Annotated in this window: 22 protein-coding genes; 14 read left to right on the forward strand and 8 right to left on the reverse strand. The window is 63.2% G+C overall.

Annotation, left to right across the window (positions count from 1 at the left end; translation table 11 throughout):
• The first annotated feature begins 12 nt into the window (after window positions 1-12).
• The 7 genes from VGO12_RS09615 (at window position 13) to VGO12_RS09645 (ending at window position 8869) form a co-directional block, all read left to right on the forward strand.
• A complete protein-coding gene (locus VGO12_RS09615) occupies window positions 13-819 on the forward strand; it encodes an ABC transporter ATP-binding protein (RefSeq protein ID WP_327512513.1) in 807 nt (268 codons plus the stop codon).
• Entirely contained in the window at window positions 816-1766 is a 951-nt protein-coding gene (locus VGO12_RS09620) for an ABC transporter substrate-binding protein (protein ID WP_327512514.1), read from the forward strand. Before VGO12_RS09615 ends, VGO12_RS09620 begins: the two co-directional genes overlap by 4 nt.
• A 3-nt stretch (window positions 1767-1769) precedes the next feature.
• On the forward strand, window positions 1770-2837 hold the full coding sequence (locus tag VGO12_RS09625) for an iron ABC transporter permease (RefSeq protein ID WP_327512515.1): 1068 nt from the start codon (window positions 1770-1772) through the stop codon (window positions 2835-2837).
• A 121-nt stretch (window positions 2838-2958) separates the two neighbouring features.
• Entirely contained in the window at window positions 2959-3516 is a 558-nt protein-coding gene (locus VGO12_RS09630; RefSeq protein ID WP_414650701.1) for a DUF924 family protein, read from the forward strand.
• Between the two features lie 126 nt (window positions 3517-3642).
• Window positions 3643-6477: a mechanosensitive ion channel domain-containing protein gene (locus tag VGO12_RS09635; protein WP_327512516.1), complete on the forward strand. Its 2835-nt coding sequence runs from the start codon at window positions 3643-3645 to the stop codon at window positions 6475-6477.
• 168 nt (window positions 6478-6645) lie between these two features.
• Window positions 6646-6924, forward strand: coding sequence for a hypothetical protein (locus VGO12_RS09640; protein ID WP_327512517.1), 279 nt, complete (start codon window positions 6646-6648; stop codon window positions 6922-6924).
• Between the two features lie 376 nt (window positions 6925-7300).
• Window positions 7301-8869, forward strand: coding sequence for a caspase domain-containing protein (locus tag VGO12_RS09645; RefSeq protein ID WP_327512518.1), 1569 nt, complete (start codon window positions 7301-7303; stop codon window positions 8867-8869).
• Window positions 8870-9130: 261 nt separating this feature from the next.
• Here the strand turns inward: VGO12_RS09645 and VGO12_RS09650 are convergent, their stop codons facing one another.
• On the reverse strand, window positions 9131-10066 hold the full coding sequence (locus VGO12_RS09650; protein ID WP_327512519.1) for a hypothetical protein: 936 nt from the start codon (window positions 10064-10066) through the stop codon (window positions 9131-9133).
• Between the two features lie 34 nt (window positions 10067-10100).
• Here VGO12_RS09650 and VGO12_RS09655 point away from each other — a divergent pair, with 34 nt between their 5' ends.
• The gene (locus VGO12_RS09655) at window positions 10101-10862 is read left to right on the forward strand and encodes an MBL fold metallo-hydrolase (RefSeq protein WP_327512520.1); all 762 of its coding nucleotides are present in this window, start codon (window positions 10101-10103) and stop codon (window positions 10860-10862) included.
• A 68-nt stretch (window positions 10863-10930) separates the two neighbouring features.
• Here VGO12_RS09655 and VGO12_RS09660 read toward each other — a convergent pair whose 3' ends face one another.
• Complete coding sequence (locus tag VGO12_RS09660; RefSeq protein WP_327512521.1) at window positions 10931-12340, reverse strand: adenylate/guanylate cyclase domain-containing protein; 1410 nt, start codon at window positions 12338-12340, stop codon at window positions 10931-10933.
• 112 nt (window positions 12341-12452) lie between these two features.
• On the reverse strand, window positions 12453-12869 hold the full coding sequence (locus tag VGO12_RS09665; RefSeq protein WP_327512522.1) for a nuclear transport factor 2 family protein: 417 nt from the start codon (window positions 12867-12869) through the stop codon (window positions 12453-12455).
• 173 nt (window positions 12870-13042) lie between these two features.
• Here VGO12_RS09665 and VGO12_RS09670 point away from each other — a divergent pair, with 173 nt between their 5' ends.
• From VGO12_RS09670 to VGO12_RS09685, 4 genes are all read left to right on the forward strand, one after another.
• A complete protein-coding gene (locus VGO12_RS09670) occupies window positions 13043-13453 on the forward strand; it encodes a GFA family protein (protein ID WP_327512523.1) in 411 nt (136 codons plus the stop codon).
• Between the two features lie 218 nt (window positions 13454-13671).
• Window positions 13672-14745 (forward strand): cyclic nucleotide-gated ion channel, encoded by a 1074-nt coding sequence (locus VGO12_RS09675; RefSeq protein ID WP_327512524.1) that lies wholly within the window; start codon window positions 13672-13674, stop codon window positions 14743-14745.
• A 279-nt stretch (window positions 14746-15024) separates the two neighbouring features.
• Window positions 15025-15870, forward strand: coding sequence for a response regulator (locus tag VGO12_RS09680; protein ID WP_327512525.1), 846 nt, complete (start codon window positions 15025-15027; stop codon window positions 15868-15870).
• Window positions 15871-16148: 278 nt separating this feature from the next.
• The gene (locus VGO12_RS09685) at window positions 16149-17441 is read left to right on the forward strand and encodes a diguanylate cyclase (protein WP_327512526.1); all 1293 of its coding nucleotides are present in this window, start codon (window positions 16149-16151) and stop codon (window positions 17439-17441) included.
• Between the two features lie 44 nt (window positions 17442-17485).
• Here VGO12_RS09685 and VGO12_RS09690 read toward each other — a convergent pair whose 3' ends face one another.
• Together VGO12_RS09690 and VGO12_RS09695 are read right to left on the reverse strand one after the other, a co-directional pair.
• The gene (locus VGO12_RS09690) at window positions 17486-18085 is read right to left on the reverse strand and encodes a YdeI/OmpD-associated family protein (RefSeq protein ID WP_327512527.1); all 600 of its coding nucleotides are present in this window, start codon (window positions 18083-18085) and stop codon (window positions 17486-17488) included.
• Between the two features lie 308 nt (window positions 18086-18393).
• Window positions 18394-19398: a GlxA family transcriptional regulator gene (locus VGO12_RS09695; protein ID WP_327512528.1), complete on the reverse strand. Its 1005-nt coding sequence runs from the start codon at window positions 19396-19398 to the stop codon at window positions 18394-18396.
• Window positions 19399-19408: 10 nt separating this feature from the next.
• Here VGO12_RS09695 and VGO12_RS09700 point away from each other — a divergent pair, with 10 nt between their 5' ends.
• The gene (locus VGO12_RS09700; protein WP_327512529.1) at window positions 19409-19684 is read left to right on the forward strand and encodes a hypothetical protein; all 276 of its coding nucleotides are present in this window, start codon (window positions 19409-19411) and stop codon (window positions 19682-19684) included.
• Between the two features lie 125 nt (window positions 19685-19809).
• Here the strand turns inward: VGO12_RS09700 and VGO12_RS09705 are convergent, their stop codons facing one another.
• From VGO12_RS09705 to VGO12_RS09715, 3 genes are all read right to left on the reverse strand, one after another.
• On the reverse strand, window positions 19810-20148 hold the full coding sequence (locus tag VGO12_RS09705) for a hypothetical protein (protein WP_327512530.1): 339 nt from the start codon (window positions 20146-20148) through the stop codon (window positions 19810-19812).
• 212 nt (window positions 20149-20360) lie between these two features.
• Window positions 20361-20564, reverse strand: coding sequence for a DUF1127 domain-containing protein (locus VGO12_RS09710; RefSeq protein ID WP_327512531.1), 204 nt, complete (start codon window positions 20562-20564; stop codon window positions 20361-20363).
• A gap of 98 nt (window positions 20565-20662) precedes the next feature.
• Entirely contained in the window at window positions 20663-20941 is a 279-nt protein-coding gene (locus VGO12_RS09715) for a hypothetical protein (RefSeq protein WP_327512532.1), read from the reverse strand.
• Window positions 20942-21053: 112 nt separating this feature from the next.
• On the opposite strand from VGO12_RS09715, the gene VGO12_RS09720 reads away from it, so the two are divergent.
• Window positions 21054-21944, forward strand: coding sequence for a LysR substrate-binding domain-containing protein (locus VGO12_RS09720; protein WP_327512533.1), 891 nt, complete (start codon window positions 21054-21056; stop codon window positions 21942-21944).
• Window positions 21945-22028 lie beyond the last annotated feature (84 nt).

A 22028-nucleotide genomic window follows, 5' to 3' on the forward strand; every position in this document is an offset into this window, starting at 1 on the left:
AGGGACAGCATCATGAGCTGCACTGAGACAGGCGCTGCGCTTCATGTCGAAGGACTTTGCTGGGGACCGCGGCCGGGGCTGACGCTCGTCGACGATATCGGCTTTTCGATCGAAGCCGGCAGCCGGCTCGCCATCCTCGGGCCGAACGGCGCCGGCAGGACCTCGCTTCTGCGCTGCCTTTATCGGGCCGTGCAGCCGAATGCCGGCCGTATCGCCATTGACGGCGTCGACCTCTGGTCGGTTTCGGCGCGCGAGGCGGCAAAGACCATTGCCGTCGTGCTTCAGGAAATGCCCGGCGATTTTCCCTTCAGTGTGCGCGACGTCGTGATGATGGGACGCATTCCGAGGCGGGAGGGGCTGAGCGGTTGGAGCGAGCTCGACCGGGAACGGGTGGCGCACGCGTTGTCGCATCTCGATCTCGCGCACCTTGCCGGCCGGCAGTTCGCGACGCTTTCGGGCGGCGAGAAGCAGCGGGTGCTGATCGCCCGCGCGCTTGCCCAGGAGCCGCGCATCATCATCCTCGACGAGCCGACCAACCACCTCGACATCCGCCACCAGCTCGAAATCCTCGACCTGTTGCGGACGCTCAAGCTGACGATCGTCTCGACGCTGCACGACATCAATCTCGCGGCCGAGTTCGCGACCGATGTCGCCATCATCACCGAGGGACGATTGACGGCTTTCGGGTCGCCGGACGCGGTGCTGAGCCCGCGCGAGCTTTCCGCAGCCTTCGGCGTCACCGCCACCGTGCACGGTGCCGCTGCCAGCGGCGGCACGCGTTTCTCTTTCTCGCTTCCCAGACAAGGATCCCTTTCATGAAGATCAATTTTGCCGCATCCACTTTCCTCTTCCTGCTTGCGGCGGCCGCGCCGGCGCTCGCCTATCCGGTGACCGTCAAGAGCTGCAACCGCGAGGTGACGTTCGATGCCGCGCCGAAGCGGGCGATCGCCAACGACGTCAACCTCGTGGAGATGATGCTGGCGCTCAAGCTGCAGGACCGCATGGTCGGTTACACCGGCGTTTCCGGCTGGAAGACGCTGGACGAAAAGCTGCGCGAAGGCGTCAAGGAACTGCCGGAGCTCTCCGAGAAGTATCCGACCAAGGAAGTGCTGCTCAACGCCGATGCCGATTTCTTCTTTGCCGGCTGGAACTACGGCATGAAGGTCGGCGGGGAAGTGACGCCCGAGACCCTCGCGCCGTTCAAGATCAGCGTCTACGAGCTGACCGAGAGCTGCATCCACGTCATGGCCAAGGCCAAGCCAACCATGGACGACATGTTCGTCGACCTCATCAATCTCGGTCGCATCTTCGGCGTCGAGGATCGGGCGCAGGCGCTGGTCGACGGCTATCGCGGCGAGCTCGCCGAGATCACCAAGACTTCGGCGCAGGACAAGCCGACCCGTGTCTTCGTCTATGATTCCGGCGAGGAGAAGCCGTTCACGTCGGGCCGCTTCGGCATTCCGACGGCGATGATCGAGGCTGCCGGCGGCGCCAACATCATGGACGACGTGGAAAAGAGCTGGGTGGAAGTGTCCTGGGAACCGGTGATCGAGCGCAACCCGGAGGTCGTGGTGATCGTCAACTACGGCGAGGTGAAGGCTGAGGACAAGATCGCCTTCATGAAGAACAATGCCGCCTTCAAGAACGTCGACGCCGTCAAGAACGACCGCTTCGTCGTGCTCGACTATGTCGAGGCAACGCCGGGGCCGCGCAATGTCGACGCCATCGCCCGGCTTGCCAAGTCCTTTCACGGGCAAGGCCAGTAATCGATGCTGGTGGAGGATGCGTCGTCTGGCCCCGTCGCCGTTTCGCGTCTAGCATCGGCGCGCGCGTTAAGGATCGCGGTCGGATCGGGGGCAGCCCTGCTGCTCCTTCTTCTGACGGTCACGGCCGGCGTGTCGCTCGGGTCGGCGCCGATACCGGTTGCGACCGTCTGGTCGATCGTTGCCAGCAAGATCTCGCCCGAAAGCGTCGAGGTCTTCTGGTCGGCGGGCCGCGAAAGCATCGTCTGGGACGTGCGCCTGCCGCGGGTGATCCTGGCGGGGCTGGTCGGCGCAGGCCTGGCGCTCACCGGCGCCGTGTTGCAATCGGTGACGCGCAACCCGCTTGCCGATCCGCACCTGCTCGGCGTCTCCTCCGGCGGTGCGCTCGGCGCGATTATCGCATTGCTGCATACCGGGCTGATCCTCGGCCTTGCCACGGTGCCGCTCTTTGCCTTTGCCGGGGCGTTTGCGGCAACGATGCTTGTCGCTTTCGTTTCCCGGGTGCTCGGATCGAGCGCCGACCGGCTGGTGCTGTCCGGCGTCGCCGTTGCCTTCGTCTTGACATCCATCGGCAACCTCATGATTTTCCTGGGAGATCCAAGAGCGACCCACACGGTGGTCTTCTGGATGCTTGGCGGTCTCGGGCTGGCGCAATGGTCGCAACTCGTCTATCCGGCGCTGGTTCTTTTTGTGTCGCTCGGCTGGCTGATGCTGCGGGCGCGCGAGATCAACGCGCTCGCCATGGGCGACGAAACCGCCATGACCCTCGGCATACCCGTGCGCCGCTTCCGCCTGACGCTGTTTGTCATCACCGCCCTTCTGACCGGCGTGATGGTGGCTTTCTCCGGCGCGATCGGCTTCGTCGGGCTGATGGTGCCGCATTTCGTCCGGCTGATTGCCGGCAGCGACAATGTCCGGGTCATTCCGCTCTCGGCCTTCTTCGGGGCGCTGACGCTGATCCTTGCCGATCTCGTTTCCCGCGTCATCATGGCGCCCGAGGATATGCCGATCGGCGTCGTCACCGGCCTCGTCGGCGGCATCGCCTTCATTGCCATCCTGAAGCGACGCGCGTAAGGCGTGCAGGCCGAACAGGCTCGAATGACGGGCCGGTTCGTTGGACATGGGTCGATCCGCGCCTATCTCTAGAGCGGTTGAACGGCCGCCTGGTCAAAGGAAACGGCAAGAGGAGCGCATAGTGACTGGAAGTGACATCTGCACGCCAGAGGACGTTTTGAACTTCTGGTTCGGCGAACTCACCTATGACGACTGGTTCGGGACGAGCCACGAACTGGACCAGACCTGTATCCGCCGCTTCCAGGCGTCGCATCTGGCGCTTGCCCGCGGGGTCGGCGAGGCCTGGCGGGCCACGCCGGAAAACCGGCTGGCGGCGATCGTGCTTCTCGACCAGATGCCGCGCAACATGTACCGCGGCACGCCGCTTGCGTTCGCCACCGATTGCCTGGCGCTTCATGAGGCCAGGCTCGCCGTCGGCGCCGGTGCCGACATGGCCGTGAAACCCGAATGGCGCGTCTTTGCCTACCTGCCGTTCGAGCATTCGGAAAACCTGAGCGACCAGACGCTGTCGGTGAAGCTCTTCACCGAACTCGGGGATCCCTCCTATCTCGATTATGCCATCCGGCATCGCGAGGTGATCGAGACGTTCGGGCGCTTCCCGCATCGCAATGCTTTCCTCGCACGGGCCTCGACAGAGGCCGAACTGGCCTACCTGGCCGAGCCCGGCGCCGGGTTTTGACGGAAAAGCGCGCCCGGGCGCGCATTTATCGCCGTTCTTTGCATCTTTCCGCCGTCTTTCGTATTCACATCAAAATGTGACGCCGGCCGGAGCGATTCCGGGCCACGGTCTCAACCTGCAAGGATCATGAAATTGCGTTCTGTCGGAAAACTTCCCGCCATTCTCCTCTGCCTGCTGGCGCTTGCCGCCTCGGGCCCGGTCATGGCGCAGAAGGCGGCGCAGCCGGCGCACGTGACCGCGCAGGCAACGACGCAATCCGGCCAGAAATCGGCACAATCGCCGCAAGCCGCCCAATCGTCGCAGACCGCCACCCAGCCTGATGCCGGCAAGCCCGCCGAGGCCGCGCAGCCCGCCGAGGCTGGCGCAACTCCGGGTGCCGCCGAGCCGGCGGCCAATGCCCCCCAGCCGGCCCAAAACGGGCAACCGGCCCAGAACGCGCAGCAGCCGGCAGCCGACGCCACGCCGGCGCAGAATGCGGTGCCGGCGGACGCAACACCGCCGGCCCAGAGCCAGGCTGCGGAGCAGCTTGCCAAGGCAAGCGAGGAACTGAAGGGGCTGACCGACCGCGTCGCGAAGGCCAAGGACGACGACATCGTGCTTGCCGACCTCAAGGTTCAGGTCGACGCGCTCGCCAAGCAGATCATCGGCGTTTCGGTTTCGACCCGCCCGCGGCTGGACGAAATCAAGGCGCGGCTCACCGAACTCGGCGATCCGCCGGGCGAGGGGCAGCCGCCGGAAGCCGACATCGTCACGGCCGAGCGCAAGCGGCTGATGGCCGAGCGCGGTGCGATCAATGCGCTGACCGGCGAGGCCGAAGGCCTGTCGGTGCAGGCGACGAAGCTTTCCAACGCCATTACGGCGACCAGGCGCGCGCTGTTTTCCAACACGCTTCTGAAGAACACCGAAGTCTCGACAGGCATGTTCGACGACGCGTTGACGGCGACGGTGGACGAGACCCGGGTGCTGTCGCGCAGTGTCGGAAGCTGGCTGAGCTTCGCCTGGAACTACAAGCGCGTGCCGCTCCTGACGGCGCTGTTCCTGTCGCTGCTGGCGGCGCTCGTGTTTCTCGCCGGCAGCCGCCGGCTGTTCCGTCCGCTGATCGAGCACGACATTACCGATGAGGAGCCGAGCTACTTCCGCCGGCTCTCGGTCGCCTTCTGGTCGACGATGATCCCGACGCTCGCCTCGAGCGCCTTTGCCATATCGAGCTTCCTGTTCCTGCGCGGCTTCAATGTGCTGCGGTCCGACATCGCGCCGATCATCGCCATCACGCTCGGCGTCGCCGTGGTCGTTTTCTTCATCACCAGGCTCGCCCAGGCGGTGCTTTCGCCGCGCGATTCACGCTGGCGGCTGGTGCGGGTCTCCGATCGCGGCGCCCGGATGCTGATGATCGCGATCTTCGCGATGGCGCTGGTCAACGGCCTGGATTACCTCTTCGGCGGCGTCAGCGAGGCGCTCGGCTCGCCGGTCGTTTTCACCGTCGTCAAGAGCTATATCGCCTCCATCGTCATCGGCCTCATCATCATGGCTTCGGCCTGGATCAAGCCGACGCTGCGCAAGGACGAATCCTTCGATGCCCATGGCCGCGCCTGGCCGCGCGTGGTCTCCTTCGCGCTGCTGGCGACCGGTGCCTTGCTGATCATTGCCGCGGTGTCCGGCTATGTCGGCCTTGCCAAATTCATCGCCACGCAGATCATCATCACCGGTGCGATCGTGGTGACGATGTATATCGGCATCCTCACGGGGCGCGCGGTCGCCAAGCAGGGCGCCTTCGCCGAGACCGCCGCCGGGCGCTATCTCGAGCGCCGCTACAGTCTCGAGCAGGTGGCGCTCGACCAGATCGGGCTTGTGGCGGGCCTCAGCATCTACGCGCTCGTGGTCATGTTCTTCATCCCGCTGATCCTTTTGCAGTGGGGCTTCCAGATCGCTGACATCGAGTCCTGGGCCTACCGGATGGTGACCGAGATCAAGATCGGCTCGATCACCATATCGCTGGTCGGCATTCTCGCAGGCGTGCTGTTCTTCGCGCTCGGCTTTGCGGTCACCCGTTTCGTGCAGCGCTGGATCGACGGCAACATCATGGCACGCAGCCGGGTGGACGCCGGCGTGCGCAACTCGATCCGCACCGGCATCGGCTACACCGGCGTCGGCCTTGCGGGGCTCATCGGCCTGTCTGCGGCGGGCATCGACCTCTCCAACCTCGCGCTCGTTGCCGGTGCTCTCTCCCTCGGCGTCGGTTTCGGCCTGCAGAACATCGTCTCGAATTTCGTGTCGGGCCTGATCCTGCTCGTCGAGCGGCCGTTCAAGGTGGGCGACTGGATCGTCAGCGGCACGACGGAAGGCTTCGTCAAGCGCATCTCGGTGCGCGCGACCGAGATCGAGACCTTCCAGCACCAGTCGATCATGATGCCGAACTCGCTGCTCATCAACGCGTCCGTCGGCAACTGGACCCATCGCAACAAGCTCGGCCGCTCCGAGATCGCCGTCACCGTCACCTATGCCAGCGACCCGCGCCGGATCATGGAGCTGCTGTCGGAAATCGCCGCCGCCCATCCGATGGTGCTGAAGAACCCGTCGCCAAGCGTCGGCTTCACCGCGTTCGGCGACGAGCGCTTGACCTTCGAACTGCGCATCTATGTCGCCGACGTCCTGACCGGCGGCGGGGTGCGCAACGACCTGCGCGTCTCGATCTACGAGCGCTTCCGCGACGAAGGCATCGGCGCGCCGTTCCCGGTCAAGATCGAGGACGTGCCGGTCGAGGACCAGACGGGCATCGAAAGCCACCATCCGGAAGAGGTGGGCGAGCCCAAGGGAGCGACTTCGGCCGAGGACAGGGCGTCCGCCAAGGCGCCGGCATCGGACAAGAAGCGCGCGTCCGCAGCTCCTCTTGAAGACGAGCGCGAAGCCGAGGAAACCAGCACGCGTCGCGCCGCCAGCCGCCGCGCTAATCCAAACCGCTGATAAACGGAGCATTCAGCGCCCATTCAGCCGTCCTGCCATAAAAAGCATGCAATTCACTTGGTGACCGTCTAGGCTGTCCCCGGCTGAAGAGGTGGCCGGCGCAGCGTCGCGAAACCGACGGGGCGGCCGGCTGGACGAGAGGGCGGCGCCTTCATGCGCCGATGGGCAATGAAGAAATTTGTGATTGCTTTGCTTTCCGGCGTTCTGGTGACCGGCGTAATGGCGGCCGAGGCAGCGTCCGCTGCGACCGTCACGAACAAGGACAGCGAGACCGCCGTCCTGATCGTCGTCGAAGGCGAAAGCCGCGTGGAAGTGGCGATCGCATCGGGAGCAACCGAAATGATCTGCCCGAGCGGCTGCTTCGTGACCGCGCCGAGCGGCGACCGCATCGGCCTGCAGGGCGACGAGAACGTCGAGATCGTCAACGGCAACGTCGTCGTCAAGTAATCCCCTTCTTTGCCGGCGGCGCAACTGGCTTGCTGCCGCCGCGCCATCATCCGAAAACGTTCCGGCATTTCCACGCGCCAAAGCGGCGTGGCGACTGAAGCTGCGCCCTTGTCTAAGGGCGCAGGTGTCAGGGTGGAATGGATGCCGTGGTTCCGCTCGAACCCACCCGTTGCCGTGCCGTTGACCCGGCGGCCACGGGCCTAATCCCATTGGATGATTGAATGAACCGCTTGTTTCGTTCGTCATGGTTACGAAGCGAGGCGTGGGCCCACAAGCCCTTCTCCTCACGTTGACACGATCCGTTGCAGGTAGCACGCTCAAGCCATGGAGGCCGACGCGTGACTGTCGGGCGCCAGCGGATTGCCGGAGGGGAGCCATGCCATTCCTTCGCATCGCCTTGTCGTTGTTGCTGGTGCTTTCGGCATCGCAGGCGCTGGCCGACAAGCGCGTGGCGCTGGTGATCGGCAATGCGACCTATCAAAATGTCGCGCCTCTCCCCAATCCCGGCAACGATGCCGCCGACATGGCGGCCAAGCTTGAAGGTCTCGGCTTCGAGGTGGTGCGCGGCCGCGATCTCGACCTCGAGGGTGTGCGCCGGGCCGTGCGCGACTTCGTGGGAAGGCTCGATGGGGCCGACCTCGCGCTCTTCTACTATGCCGGCCACGGGCTGCAGGTCGACGGCGAAAACTATCTGGCGCCGGTCGACGCCAAACTCGGCTCCCAGGTTGATCTCGAATTCGAGGCGGTGCCGATGAACCTGATCCTCACCGCCATGGAGCGCAGCACGCGGGTCAACGTGGTGCTGCTCGACGCCTGCCGCGACAATCCGCTCGCCGTCAATCTCGCCCGTTCGATGGGCACCCGTTCGGCCTCGGTCGGCCGGGGGCTTGCCAAGGTCGGCACCGGCATCGGTACGCTGATCGCCTTTGCCACCCAGCCCGGCAACGTCGCGCTCGACGGTGCCGGCCGCAACTCGCCCTTCACCTCGGCACTCCTCAAACATCTTGGCCAGCCGGGGCGCGACATTACCCGCGAGCTGATCGACGTGCGCCGCGACGTGCTGGCGGCCACCGGCGGCAAGCAGGTGCCCTGGGACAATTCCTCGCTGACCGGCGAGGTGGTGCTGAAGCCGGCCACGGGAAGCGAGCCGACACTGGCGAAGGAGAGAAACGGGGAACAGGCCGCCGAACTTGCCTATTGGGAGACGATCAAGGACGCGACCGACCGCGACCTGTTCGATGCCTATCTGACGCAGTATCCGCAAGGCGTTTTCGCATCGCTCGCTAAGGCCAAGATCCAGATCATCGATCGGGCGGCCGCCGCAAAGCCTGAAACCTCGGCTGCCACGCCGAATGGCACCGTCGTGGCGCTCGCTGATCCAACCGTCAGCGCTGAGCCGACCACGACCGTCGACCGCGCGCTTGCCCGCTCCGTGCAGGTCGAGCTCAACCGGCTCGGCTGCCGCGCCGGCGGTGAGGATGGCCTGTGGGGTGCGGGCAGTCGAAGGGCACTGGAGGCCTATGCCAAACATGGCAAACTCCAGCTGGCGACGCTCGAACCTTCCAGCGAGGTTCTCGATCGGCTGAAGGGCGAAAAACAGCGGATCTGCCCGCTCGCCTGCGCGCGCAATCAGGAGGCGAGGGATGGCCGCTGCGTCACCATCCGCCGCGAGGCCAAGCTGCCGCCACCGGCAGACACGCAAGGGACGGCCAAAACGTCTGAGAAAAACACCAGCACGCGCACCATCACCCCGCCGGCGGAGCTGCAGAAGAAGAGCTTTTCGAGCTGCCCTGCCAATGCCAACGTCGCCTTCCGCCAGATGTTTGCGCGCGGCTCGGGCTCCGGCCGGGGCCGGATGACGATCAGCGCCACCCATTCCTGCGGCCGCGCCTTTGCCTGTCACCGCACGGCGCGCGGCCAGCCCTGGGATTGCGGCTGGCGGTGAGGGGCGTGCGAGCGGGCGCGATCCATGTTTTGGCGCTTGGGCCCTCAGCCTCGTCTGCCGCGCGGCGCGCGGCCGCTGAGGCAGAGATGAACGGAGACGGTGCTTCCCTGAATTGTCGTGGTGGCGGCGCTCAAAGCAGATTTGCCTGTCAGCTACTCCCCCGGAAATCACCGATCTTCGGTCATCCTTGCCTCTAGCCACCGAGTTTGACGCAACTTTGCATGCTATTGCCGATAATCAATCAGTTGTATTCCCCGGAGCCTATAGAGCATCGTAGTTGAACTTTGAAAAGCGATTGGGGTCGTCTCTGATATCTTCCCAATCGAAAGCGTAGATCTCGTTATCCGACCAGTCGTTCGGGAATTTGACGCGAAAGAAACCTCCGATGGCAGGTTCTCCGTCGTGGTATTGATGTCCACCAATGGTCAGGCCGTCATGGCCCGAGGAAAAATCTTCAACCCCAAACTGCGCTGACAGCACAACAAGAAGCCCCGCAACGGCCGAGATCAAGTGATCCAGATTCGCCTTTTTGAACTCTTCTTGGCGATCGTGCTTGCTCTCGTTGTAAGCCCGGTACCAGGAAGGCGTCTGATTTGATTTCCAGCACTCAAAAGGGCACATGACCCGCGGAGTTCCGTTCCATATCGGCAGTATCACTTCGAATGCAGAGAGATGGTGTGTAACATCGATTGTCCGATAGACGTGCATGTTGAGGATCGGTCGATGCCACTTGTCGAACTTCGGCGTGTAGATGTTCTCGGACAGGATGGCTTTGAAGTTGGCCTCGATCTCCATACAGGTCCGCATCAAAAGCTCATGAATGCGATATGAAAAAGTGGCTAGGCACTCTTCACTTGGCTCGACGTACTCAAAGATGCTCTTAAGGTCGTCCTGGATGAGCATGAAGGCGCGGATGAAATGCGTCGGCGACTGAGCGTATTCGCGGTCTCTGAGATAGGCATAGGAGCTGTAACCCGAACTGGGGCCTTCTTGCATCCGTCGATGGTTTCGATGGAATGGTCGCAAAATTGGCATAGCTCTGTCTCCTCTGAGCAGCCAGTACGAGCTTCGTTGCAACTTTAAGTCAAGATATTCCCGGGTGGTCCGCGGCCACAATCTACGAAAATCCAGCGCGCCCTGGATGCCGGTCGTCAATTCAGGGCTTGATTTCGCTGCGACTTGCGCAAGGATCGCCACTGCATAAAGCCGGTTCGGCCAAGGGAGGACACCGATGAAACTCCAGCTTATCCGCAATGCCACGCTGAAGCTCGACTATGCCGGCCACACCATTCTCGTCGATCCCTTCTTAGGGGCAAAGGACAGCCTGCCGTCCTTTGCCGGGCGCTCGCCCAATCCGACGGTGGGGCTGCCGGTTACGATCGACGAGATCCTTGCCGGGGTGGAACTGGTGATCGTCTCGCACCTGCACGAGGATCATTTCGACGATACCGCCAAGCACCGGGTGCCGAAGGGGCTGCCAATCTTCTGCCAGCCTGGTGACGAGGAGGCGATCCGGGCCGCAGGTTTTCGCGAGGTGACGCCGCTTGCCGACAAGGCGCACTGGCAGGGCCTGAAGCTCACCCGGCGCGACGGCAGCCACGGGCTTGGCCCCGTCGTCCAGGACATGGGGCCGGTCATCGGCTTCACCCTTCAGGCCAAGGGTGAGCCGAGCGTCTACTGGGCCGGCGACACGGTCTACTACCCGGCTATCGAAAACACGATCCGCGAAACGAAGCCGGATGTCATCGTCACCCATTCCTGCGGGGCCAAGTGGAATGGCGATCTGATCGTCATGGACGCGGCCCAGACGATCGCCGTCTGCGAGGCCGCCAAGGGCAGCATCGTCGTCGCGACGCACATGGAGGCGCTTGACCACGCGACGGTCACGCGAAGCGAGCTCCGGACGGCAGCCGATGCGCACGGCATCCCCTTGACCAGGCTGGTGATTCCTGGCGACGGGGAGGTGCTGACGCTGATACCACCTGTCGTCTGAGCCAAACGCAGCGGCGATGCGAGACGGCGTCCGGCGTGGAGTGTCGTCGCTGGCTGTCGCCTCCAAGGTCAGGGGATCGAGAAGATGCTGATCTCGTTGGTGATGCCGCGCAGCGCCACATTGTGCGACTGCGGATTGAGACCGCGGTCCGTCAACAGGCTCGACGCGCGCGGATCCTGCAGCACCGCGCTGGTGGCGAAGATTTCGCGCGAGGTGGCAAGGTGCTGGACGCGCGAGGCGATGTTGACCGTCTGGCCGAAATAGTCCTGGCGCTCGTTGAGGTTGACGGCGATGCACGGCCCCTCGTGAATGCCGATCTTCAACAAGAGGTCCTCCGCACCGCGCGCATCGTTCAGCTCGCGCATCGCGTCGCGCATGCGCATGGCGGCGGCAACCGCCCGGTCGGGTGTCGGGAAGGTCGCCATGACCGCATCGCCGATCGTTTTCACCACCGCGCCGGCTTCCGCCGCCACGATCTCGTTGACGACGGTGAAGTGGGTGCGCACCAGATCGAAAGCGGCGAGATCGCCGACCCGTTCATAGAGTTCGGTCGAGCCGCGCAGATCGGTGAACAGGAAGGTGAGGCTGGTGATCTTCAGCCGCTGGTCCACGTCGATCGTGTCGGTGCGGTAGATGTCGCGGAAGGTCTGGTTGGACAGCAGCCGCTTGGCGGTGAGAAACGGGCGCCTTTGGCCCAAGATATCATGCAGCGTGTCGTTGGCGATGCAGACGGAGGGCAGGGTGCGCACGTCCGTGTGGTTTTCCACCTGGATCCGCATGGGCCCGGGCTGCATGGTAATCGCCTCGTCGTGGCGGTGGCCGCGATCAAACACCAGCGACAGCGTGCGCCGCTCCTTGGTCGGCTCGCCCTTGACGTCGATGAACTGTGCCGCGTGCGTCACCGGCTCGAAGATGATGATGAACTCCGGTGGCAGCTGCAGCGAGATGACCGCCTTTTCGCCCGGCGGCAGCTCCAGCGCCTCGATCACGAAATCGTCGATCCGGGCTTCGTAATCCTCCTCCGGCAATTCGATGCCCGAGCCCCAGTAGATCTGGCGGAAGTATTCGAACGGTGCCAGCTCATGCGGGTTGTGCGCCTCGATGTGGCGGACGCGCGGGTTCACGGTGAAGGTGACTTCCACCATCTCGTCCAATGTCGGCTCGTAGCCGGCGGCACAGAGCGAGCAGGTGTAGGTGTCGCTCTGCACCGTCTTCAGCGAGGTGTTGCTGTCGAGAACACCGCCGCAGCCCGGGCAAAGCACGTTCCACGACAGCTCGAACAGGCCGAGGCGGGACGCGTGCAGGAAAGCGGCGATGACCTTTTCTTCGTCGAGCTGGTGCTCGGCGGCAAAGGCAAGGGCGTTGACACGGCAGAGCTTGCGGTCCGGCGCTTCCCGGACAAATCGCTCCAATACGCCGGCGACTTCAGGCTGCACGGTTTGGCGCAGCATATCGAACAGAGGCTGGGCTTCACTCATGGTGGTATCTTATACCGAAAATCGCGCGTGGGGCAGACGGTTTGTCGACCGACGGCGTCCTGGACGCCGCCGGCGGTTTAAGGGCGAAACAGGGCGCCCAAATGTAGCGGCCTCAGGCCGCCTTGCGGTCACGGCCGAAAGGGTCGCCGAGCACCGATTCCGTGTGCAGGGAAGCGAGCCATCCGCCGTCCTTGCGCACCCAGGTGGTCGCGTCGGCTGCCTTCAGGGTCAGCGGCTTGCCGTCGACATCCATCTCCTCGGTCACCGTGTAGGCGATCACGGCCACGTCCTCATGCGGGAAAATCACGCTGACATCGTCGAGGCGGAACGATTTGAGCTTCCAGGCGCCTTCCGCCTCGCCCGCCATCCGGCGATAGTCTTCGCGGCTCAACACCGCCGATCCCTGCGCGCCGACGACGATCGACCGGTCGGGCAGCATCGCAACGGATGCTTCGGTATCCTTCTCCAGGATGGTGCGCCAGAACTCCTGCTCGAGATCGATGATCTCCTGTTCGTCGGCATGCGCCATGGCCTTATCCTCCGTTTGCTCTACTGTCAGAAGACGTGGAGGAGCGAAAGGTTCCGTCCTTTTCCGGCGCATGGGCCTTCTCGTGGCCGTCTTCGAAGATGGTACCGGAACCGGCGACCGCCTGCGCCGTTCTTCGGACATCGCATGTCAGTCAGCGACAGGAGGGACAAACCATGAGCGTACTTTCGGGAAAGTGCCTGTGCGGCCAGGTGCAGGTGTCGGTGCGCGGTGCGCCGATCCGGGTCGGTATCTGCCACTGCATGGATTGCCGCAAGGAAAGCGGGTCGGCCTTTACCTTCTATGGCATCTGGCCGGCACAGGAGTTTCAATGCAGTGGCGAGACCGCCGAGTTTCATGGGCGGTGCTTCTGCTCCCATTGCGGCTCGCGTGTCTTCTCGGTCGATGCGCGCGAGGCCGAGGTCAAACTCGGCCTTCTTTCGCAGGCGCCGACGCCGCTCAAGCCAGGCTACGAGCTCTGGATCAAGCGGCGCGAGCCGTGGCTCAAGCCGATCGATGGGGCCGAACAGTATGAAGAGGACCGGATCCGGGATCCGGACATGGGGCCGGACGAGACGCGCTACTAGGGCTTCTAAAGTGCCGCGGGCCTCATCAGACGCGCAAAGGTTGCTGTAACATTCGCCCTTTGATCGACTGCGATCAAAGGGCGAAAACATGCCGTAGCCGCAGCCGTGCGTGGCATCTTGATTTAGCATCGATTCATGCATTGAATTGTGCTCAGGATCAAAGCGTTACTGTGCTTCGGACCTGTCCGTCCGTTTGGGCACGGGCGCTGGGGGAGCGAATGTCGGCACGGCCTTTCCTGAAAATCTCTGCGCCTCTCAACGCGCTTGTGGCGGCTCTCGGCCTGATCACGGTTGCGGCGCTCACAACACGGGATCTCGACCCGACGACAAAACTCTCGCTCGAGCTGCTTCTTGCCGGCGTCTGGGCCGTCTACGTCCTGCAACTGGTCGACACGGTCATCCGCCGACGGGACAAGAACGATCGCGGCCGCACGCCGGCGCTCGTCATCGACCTGCTCGCCGTGGTGGTGCCGGTCATCGGATTTCTGATCGCCGGCTCGCGCGACCAGAGCCTCTACTGCGGCATCTGGCTGCTGAAGCCATTGCGGCACTTCACCTTCTTTCGCCTGCTCGGCCGGGTGGTGGCGCGCGCAGCCCCCAATCTCGTCGGCGTCACCTCGGTGTTCGGCATCGTGCTCTTCGGCGCATCGCTTTTTGCCTATCTCATCGAACGCGATATCCAGCCGGACAAGTTCGGCAGCATCCCCCAGGCCATGTGGTGGGCGGTGGTCACGCTCTCGACCACCGGTTATGGCGACGAGATCCCGATGACCTTTGCCGGCCGGGTGCTGGCGGGCCTGGTGATGATGAGCGGCATCGGCATCTTCGCGCTCTGGGCCGGCATTCTCGCGACTGGCTTTTTCGAAGAGGTGCGCCGCCAGGATTTCGTGCGCAACTGGCAGCTGGTGGCGGCGGTGCCACTCTTCCAGAAGCTCGGCTCGGCTGCCTTCGTCGAGATCGTCCGGGCGCTTCGGCCACGCGTCGTTCCGGCCGGCACCATCATCTGCCGCAAGGGCGAGGCGGGCGACCAGATGTTCTTCATCGTCGAGGGCCGCGTCAGCATTCAGACGCCATCGCCGACGCCGGTCGAGCTCGGCCCGGGCAGCTTCTTCGGCGAGATGGCGCTGATCACGGGCGAGCCGCGCTCGGCCACCGTCAGCGCCGTCACCGAAGTGTCGCTGCTGTCGCTCTATTCGGAGGATTTCCAGATGCTGTCGAGCAGCAATCCGGAGATCGCCGATGTCATTCGAAAGACCGCCGAAGCGCGCAGCGGTCGCGCGCCGGGCGAGTGACGGGGCCGTCGCGGACACAGGCCTGCGCGACCCACGACAGCACATCGCGTCGTGACTTCGCCGACTACAGCGCCGCGCGTCTTATCAGACGCGCAAAGGTCGCTGTAGAACACTAGATTTCTGCATGTTCTTGTCCTTTCATCGGTTACGATTGAAAGACACATGCAGAAGGCATTAACACCAGCGAAAGCCTTTCTCCTCTAGCATGATCGCAGAACAGCGACTGCGTTTGACACGCGCGTGGCGCTGTCGGGGGACACTCTTACTGATAGGCGTACAATGTCATTTTTCGGCGTTTCCGGAATGTACTATTCCGGCGAATCTCTGGCCGAGCACCGGATCGTGCTTGCCGAGGACTCCAACCTCTTCTCGTCGATGGTGTCGAAGCGGCTGAAAGAGCTGTTCGATATCGATGTGATCGTCTGCCGCGACTATGACGACCTGCAGTTCGCCGTCGAGAACGCGACCTTCCCAGCATCGCTCGCCATCTCCAACATCAACCTTCCGGGGGCCGAGAACGGTGAAGCGCTCAATTACCTGATCGAGATGAGCGTGCCGACGGTCGTCTTCACCGGCTCGTTCCAGGAATCGACGCGAGAGAAGATCCTTTCCAAGGAAATCGTCGACTACGTCATCAAGGACAGCGTCTTTGCCGTCGACATGCTGGCGGAATCGGTCTGCCGGTTCCTGACCAACCACAAGCACCATGTGCTGATCGTCGATGACAGCCCGACGGCGCGCGCGCTTTTGACGACGCAGCTGAAGCGCTACAATTTCCGCACCAGCTCGGCCGAAAACGGTGCTGCGGCGCTGGAGATCCTCAAGAACAATCCGGATATCGGCCTCGTCATCACCGACTACAATATGCCCGATATCGACGGCTTCGAGCTGACGCGGCGCATTCGCGGCTCCTACGGCCCGCACCAGCTGCGTATCATCGGCGTATCGTCGTCGACCAACCGGCTGCTTTCGGCGCGGTTCCTGAAAGCCGGCGGCAACGACTTCGTCGTTCGTCCCTTCGTCAATGAAGAGTTCTACTGCCGCGTCAACCAGAACCTCGATACGCTGACGAAGATCCGTACGCTCAGTGAAAAGGTTGGGGTTCCGGCGAAGGTTTCGGCCTGATACGAAAAATAATCCCCAAAATATTATGGCAACCTGCGCGAATTGCCGCGCGCAGGTTGCTCCATTAACGAAATTGCAATCCGATCGGTCTTCAATCCGCCGCAACAGGAGCGGGGAGCCCGGTCACAGCTTACGTAAAGGCCGCAAGGCCGGAGCGGTGTGACGGGTTTGATCATGTATTCGGAGCCAGCGTCACCCCTTTGAGGGAAGCACGCCTGCGGCTCGAGAGGGGTTGCAGGGACGTGAGATTGCGCCGCACGCCGGGCCGGGTGAATTCCGTGCAGAAGCACAGCGACAAGCGCATGCTGCTTGTCGAGGACAGCAGGATGTTCGCGACGGCGCTGAAGTACGGGCTGGAATCGATCCACGGCATTCGCGTCACCCATTGCAGTTCGCTTGCTGCACTTCGCCAGGAACTCGAACGATCGCCCGGCGCCTTCTCGCTCGCAGTCCTCGATCTCAACCTGCCGGACGCGCCCAATTGCCAGGCGCTCGATTTCGTTCTTTCCCATCAGGTTCCGGCCGTCGTCTTCACCGCCGCCTTCAACGACCAGACGCGCGAAGACATTCTCGGGCGCGGCGTGCTCGATTGCGTCATCAAACACCAGCCCGAATCGATCAACCTTCTGATCGGCGCCGTCGACCGGGCGTTGACCAACGGCAAGACGACGGTGCTGCTTGCCGATTCCGATGACGCCTCGCGCAGCGAACTGGCGGGCATTCTGAGGCGCAAGCGGATTTCCGTCTGCGAGGTGGCGTCTGCCGCCGATGCGCTGCAGGTGCTCGACAGCGGCGAGGCGATCGATCTCGTCGTTACCGACCTCGACCTCTCGGACATGACCGGGGCCGCATTGCTGGCCGAAGTCGAGCGGCGCCAAGGGGATGGTGCGCTGCCGGTGATCGGGCTGTCGGACAGCGGCGACCGGCGGGCGGGCGCCCGTTTCCTCGAAGCCGGCGGCACGGATTTCATCCAGAAACCGTTCCTCGAGGCGGAGTTCAACGGCCGCATGGCCCAGGCAGCCGGCGTGCAGAAGCGGCTCCAGACGCTGCAGCGGCAGGCGGCGAGCGACTACCTGACCGATCTCTACAACCGCCGCCATTTCTTCGTCGCCGGCCCGAGGCTCGTCGAACAGTGCCTGAGACGCGGCGAGCCGACCGCGATTGCGGTGCTTGACATCGACCATTTCAAGCGGCTCAACGACACCTACGGTCACGAGATCGGCGACATCGTGCTGAAGCATGTCGCCAAGCGCCTCTCGGCCCTGGTCGGCGATGAGCACCTGCTTGCGCGATTGGGCGGCGAGGAGTTCGGCATTCTCTTCAACGGCTGCGACGTTCGCCGCGCCTTTGCCTTCTGTGACGCGCTGAGGGCTGAGCTCGCAAAATCCCGCATCGTCGCCGATGACGAGGAACTGACGATCACCGTCTCGATCGGCCTTGCCACCATCGAAAGCTCAGAAGCCTTCGAAAACTACCTGCACGCCGCCGACCAGTTTCTCTACATGGCCAAGCACGCCGGGCGAAACCGGGTGATTTCGGAACTGGCGCTGCTCGACGCACTGGCGTCGTAACCGCCGGCTTGGCGCAAGGGCCGGGCGCCGGTGGCCAGTTGCGCTCACTTGCTCTTTTGCGGATAGATCGTCTCGCCGCGTTTCAGCATCTCGACGAAGGTCTCAATCTTCTTGTTGCGACCCGCCTCGGTCTTCATGTTGTGGGTGCGGAAGGCAAGCGCGAAGCGGTTCTGGGCGCTGAGCTTTTCGAGCATGTCGCGGGCAGCGGGCTCCGCGTCGATCGCCGCCTGCAGGTCGTCGGGGATCGTCATGTCCTTGCCGCTGGCATAGGCGCGGTCCCAGCGTCCGTCGGCCTTGGCGGCTTCGACCTGTTTCAGCCCGTACTCGGTCATGCGACCCTCCTCGATCAGGCGGGCGACGTTGTCGACATTGATCTGGCTCCAGATGCTCTTCCTGCCGCGCGGCGTGTAGCGCTGCAGGAAGCTCTTTTCGTCGAAGCCCTTGCGCACGCCGTCGATCCAGCCCCAGCAGAGCACCGCGTCGATCGCCTCCTTCGGCGTGATCGAGGCAAGGCCGGAGGCGACCTTGTGGGTCTTGATCCAAACTTCGGTTTCGCTGTGGTGGTGGGCGGCGAGCCAGTCGTAGAAGCTCTGGAAATCCTTGAACTCGTGGACCTTGGCGGGATCGATTTCGACGGGGGCCATGTTTGCTCCTGCTCGTGGTGATGGCGACGTCGCCTGGCGCTCGAGTATGACGGACGGGCCGATTCCCCGTGGGCATCGACATTCCTATCTCAGTTGTGCGGGTGCAAGCCCTCTCGCAAAACGCGCCAGTTTGAAATGTCGCAACAAGGCAAGTGTGCAGGGCGGCCCGGAAGGTGCCCCGGAATGGGTGGCATCCTCGGGCATGACCCGAGATCCATGCGGCGCTGCGGGCTGGAGAAGGGGGAACGCTGCCACAACGAAAAAAGGGCGGATCGCTCCGCCCATTTCCATCTGTCTTGCTGTCGGCTTTACCGCGCCATCTGCAGCGTCAGCTTGCGGTCGGCGCGCTCCTGCTGCGGGGAGCGGTTGTAGAGTTCGCGATAACACTTGGAGAAGTGCGAGGCGGAGACGAAGCCGCAGGCGACGGCCACTTCGACGACCGGCATCGACGACTGGATCAAGAGGTGCCTTGCGCGGTCAAGGCGGATTTCGAGATAGTAGCGGGCGGGCGAGCGGCCCATTTCTTGCCGGAAAAGCCGTTCGATCTGCCGGCGCGAGAGATCCGCACCCTCGGCGATTTCGAGCAGCGACAGCGGCTCGGCGAGGTTGGCTTCCATCAGCTCGATGATCGACAGCACCTTGGCGTTCTGTACGCCAAGGCGGGCGCGCAGCGGCAGGCGCTGGCGGTCATGCGGGCCGCGCACGCGGTCGGTCAGCGCCTGTTCGCAGACGCGGTTGACGAGGTTTTCGCCAAAATCCTGGTCAATCAGGTTCAGCATCATGTCGAGCGAGGCGGTGCCGCCGGCGCAGGTGTAGATGTTGCTGTCGATCTCGTAGAGGTCGGCATAGACGTCGACCTGGGGGAAGGTTTCGGAAAAGCCCGGCAGGTTCTCCCAGTGGATGGCACAGCGCTTGCCCGTCAGCAGGCCGGCGGATGCCAGCACATGGGCGCCCGTACAGAGGCTGCCGACGGCGACACCGCGATTGTAGACTTCGCGCAGCCAGGCATTGACCGACTTGTTGTTGAAGTCCTCGACATAGATGCCGGAACAGACCAGCACCATCGACGGGCGGTTTTCGCCACCGAGGAACTTGCGCTCGTCGGCCAGCGACGAGTTGACCTCGAGCGCGATGCCGCTCGAGGAGAGGACCTTTTCGCCGTCCGACGAAGCGAGGCGCCAGGAATAGGCCTCATAGCCGAGCATGCGGTTGGCGATGCGGAGCGTTTCGATCGCCGCCGAGAAGGGCAGCATGGAAAAGTTCGGCACCAGGAAGAAGACGAGAGAACGCTTTTTGGTCAGTGGCTTGTTCATGAGGCTTCCCATGCTTGGCGATGCGGGTATATTCGTCGCTTGGAAGATACTCTTCGGCTTGTCTGTTTGCGACATTCGCATGGAAAGCAGCGACCGCAAAGAGATTTCGCATTGCGACATCCGGCGGCAAAACGCGCTGACAGCGCCATTTCCAGACTTTGTAAGGAAAGCGACAGATTTTATCGGGCGATTGACGTTATCTGACAAGAACTGCCAGAGATACGCAACAATCGCAAAGCGCCCGCCAGGGTTGTGTTTGTCGATTGCGACGTTCGAAGTGGCTTGAGGCGGGTGTCGGTATGAGGCAAGTGGGACGCGTGCCGGCCACTGGCTGGGGGAGCCTTCGAGCCGTTCGGCGAAGGCCGCGCGCATCTGGCGGCAAGGGCGTTCCGTCGTCGATCCCAGGGTCCGCTAGCGCAGGCCCGGCGCAAGCTCGAAGAGATGCGCCAGTTGTCGTTCGCCGTCCCAGCCCGGCGGCTTTTCCGTCATTCGTCCGCGCCAGCCCAGGGCCGACCCCCATGCGGCGCGGTAGGTCTGTAACGAAGCAACGATGCCATCCTCCGCTTTTGCCGAGGTCGCGGGGTCATCGTCGAAGCCAGGCTCCCACAGGCAGCACGGGCAAATGGCGCTTCCGATCAATCCACCGCGCGTGTCGTAGGCGGGAACGCACGCGTAGTCCGGATAGCCGCATGCGGGACAAAGGAGGCGTCCGTTCAGATCGCGGACATTGAATGGGTTTGAATCGCTCATGCATCGACCTTAGATCATGAGGCGGGCTATCCGAAAGCTGAGCTGCCGCGCGCGCAGGCGAGCTCCGTGGAGATTTCGCGGGGGGCGAGCGACCCGGGCAGCCTCCGGTGGAACTTGCCATCCGCGCAACGAAAAAAGGGCATCGCCTTGCCGGCAATGCCCTTCGATCGATCCGGACCGTGACGCTCAGAAGAGAAAGGTCACGCCGTCATTCATTGTTCGGTCTTGTGCACCGCATCGTCCACCGACGGGAAGCCGATGTCCTTCAGCGTGTCATAGGACAGGTTTTCCAGAGCCCGTTCCTGGCGATAGCGCTTCCAAACCGCCCAGGCACGAACCTGAAGATTGAAGAGACCCGGGAGGGACGAGTGGGAGGATGCCCGTTCCGAGGCCGATGAAAACTGAGTGCTGGACATTTCATGGCTCCTTCTGAGTGCTCAGATGGTCGCGACCACGATGGTAGTTATGCCGCAACCTGATCTATCATTCCAACGAATATGTTTGATGCTTTTCATCAAACTTGGTGATTGATTAGCGAGTCCGCAAACATCACGTCGTCACGGACCCTCTGTGGCAGTCTGGCGAGTTCGCGGCGGGCTTCCACCCGGTTTCGCGCGATCTGTTTTTCGCGTCGCTGCCTGGCAACACCGTCAAGCACGGCGATCATCTGGGTAAGGGCGTTCAGGACCATGTCGTTGCTCCTTCGATGCTTGTAGTCTGCCACTTCACGGGACATCGGGCTGTTACAAAGGGAACTCTTCGAGAGAGCGATGGCGAAGGCGACGGTGGACATGGGCTTCTCCTTCCTTTCTCGTCCTTGAGCTTGACTATCGGTCATCCCTGATGTTCAATCAAACGAAATGAAGTGAACCAATCATTCAGTTTTTCTGATCGAGGATGCCGCCATGAACATGATGATGCGACACGCGCTTCCGCTTCTTGAAATGGATGTGCTGAAGACCTTCGTCGCGATCGCCGAGACCGGCAATTTCACCACTGCGGCCGAAACCGTCTATCGCACGCCGTCGGCAGTCTCGATGCAGATCAAGAAGCTTGAGGAAATGCTCGGCTGCACGCTGTTCCTGCGCGATGCGCGCTCGGTGACGTTGACGCCGAAAGGCGAAACGCTGCTTGGTTTTGCCCGCCGGCTGCTGTCGCTCAACAATGAAACGGTGTCGCGCTTCCTGCTTCCGGACATGAATGGCGTCGTGCGCGTCGGCGCGCCGGAAGATGTCGGGGAGCGCATCCTGCCCGAGGTGCTGAAGCGCTTCGGCGAATCCTATCCGAACGTGACGATCGACGTGTCGATCGGCATGAGCAACGCCATGCGCAAGAAGGTCGACGAGCACCGGCTCGACATCGCCATCTTCAACAGCCTGACCGAAGGCGTGCCGAGGAACGGCGAGATCCTGATGCAGGAAAAGCTCGTCTGGGCCGGCGCCAAATGCGGCAGTGCCCACCTCAAGGACCCGTTGCCGGTGTCGATGTGGGAAGACGGCTGCGTCTGGCGGGCGGATGCGGTGGAAAAGCTCGCGCGCGCCGGCCGCAAGTTCCGCATCGCTTTCCTGAGCGCCTATACGACCGGCCAGCGGGCGGCTGTGCTTGCCGGCCTCGCGATCGCGCCGCTGCCGCGCTACCTCGTGCAAGGCGAGATGGTGCAGCTCGGCGAAAGGGACGGCCTGCCGGATCTTGGTCACTACAATATCGGACTGCAGGTGATCTCGGACGCGCCGGCGCCGGTGCTCGCCGTTGCCGACCACGTGCGCGACGCCTTCGCCGACCTGCAGGCGCAGTAGAAAAGGGGCAGCTGCTTGCGGTTCGGCTGTTCCCCGTCGCGGCGTATGATCGCGTGTTGGCGCGCCCATTCGGGCCACTTCAAG

It is taken from the genome of Ensifer sp. (genome assembly GCF_035999135.1).
In the GTDB taxonomy this organism is placed as follows: domain Bacteria; phylum Pseudomonadota; class Alphaproteobacteria; order Rhizobiales; family Rhizobiaceae; genus Ensifer.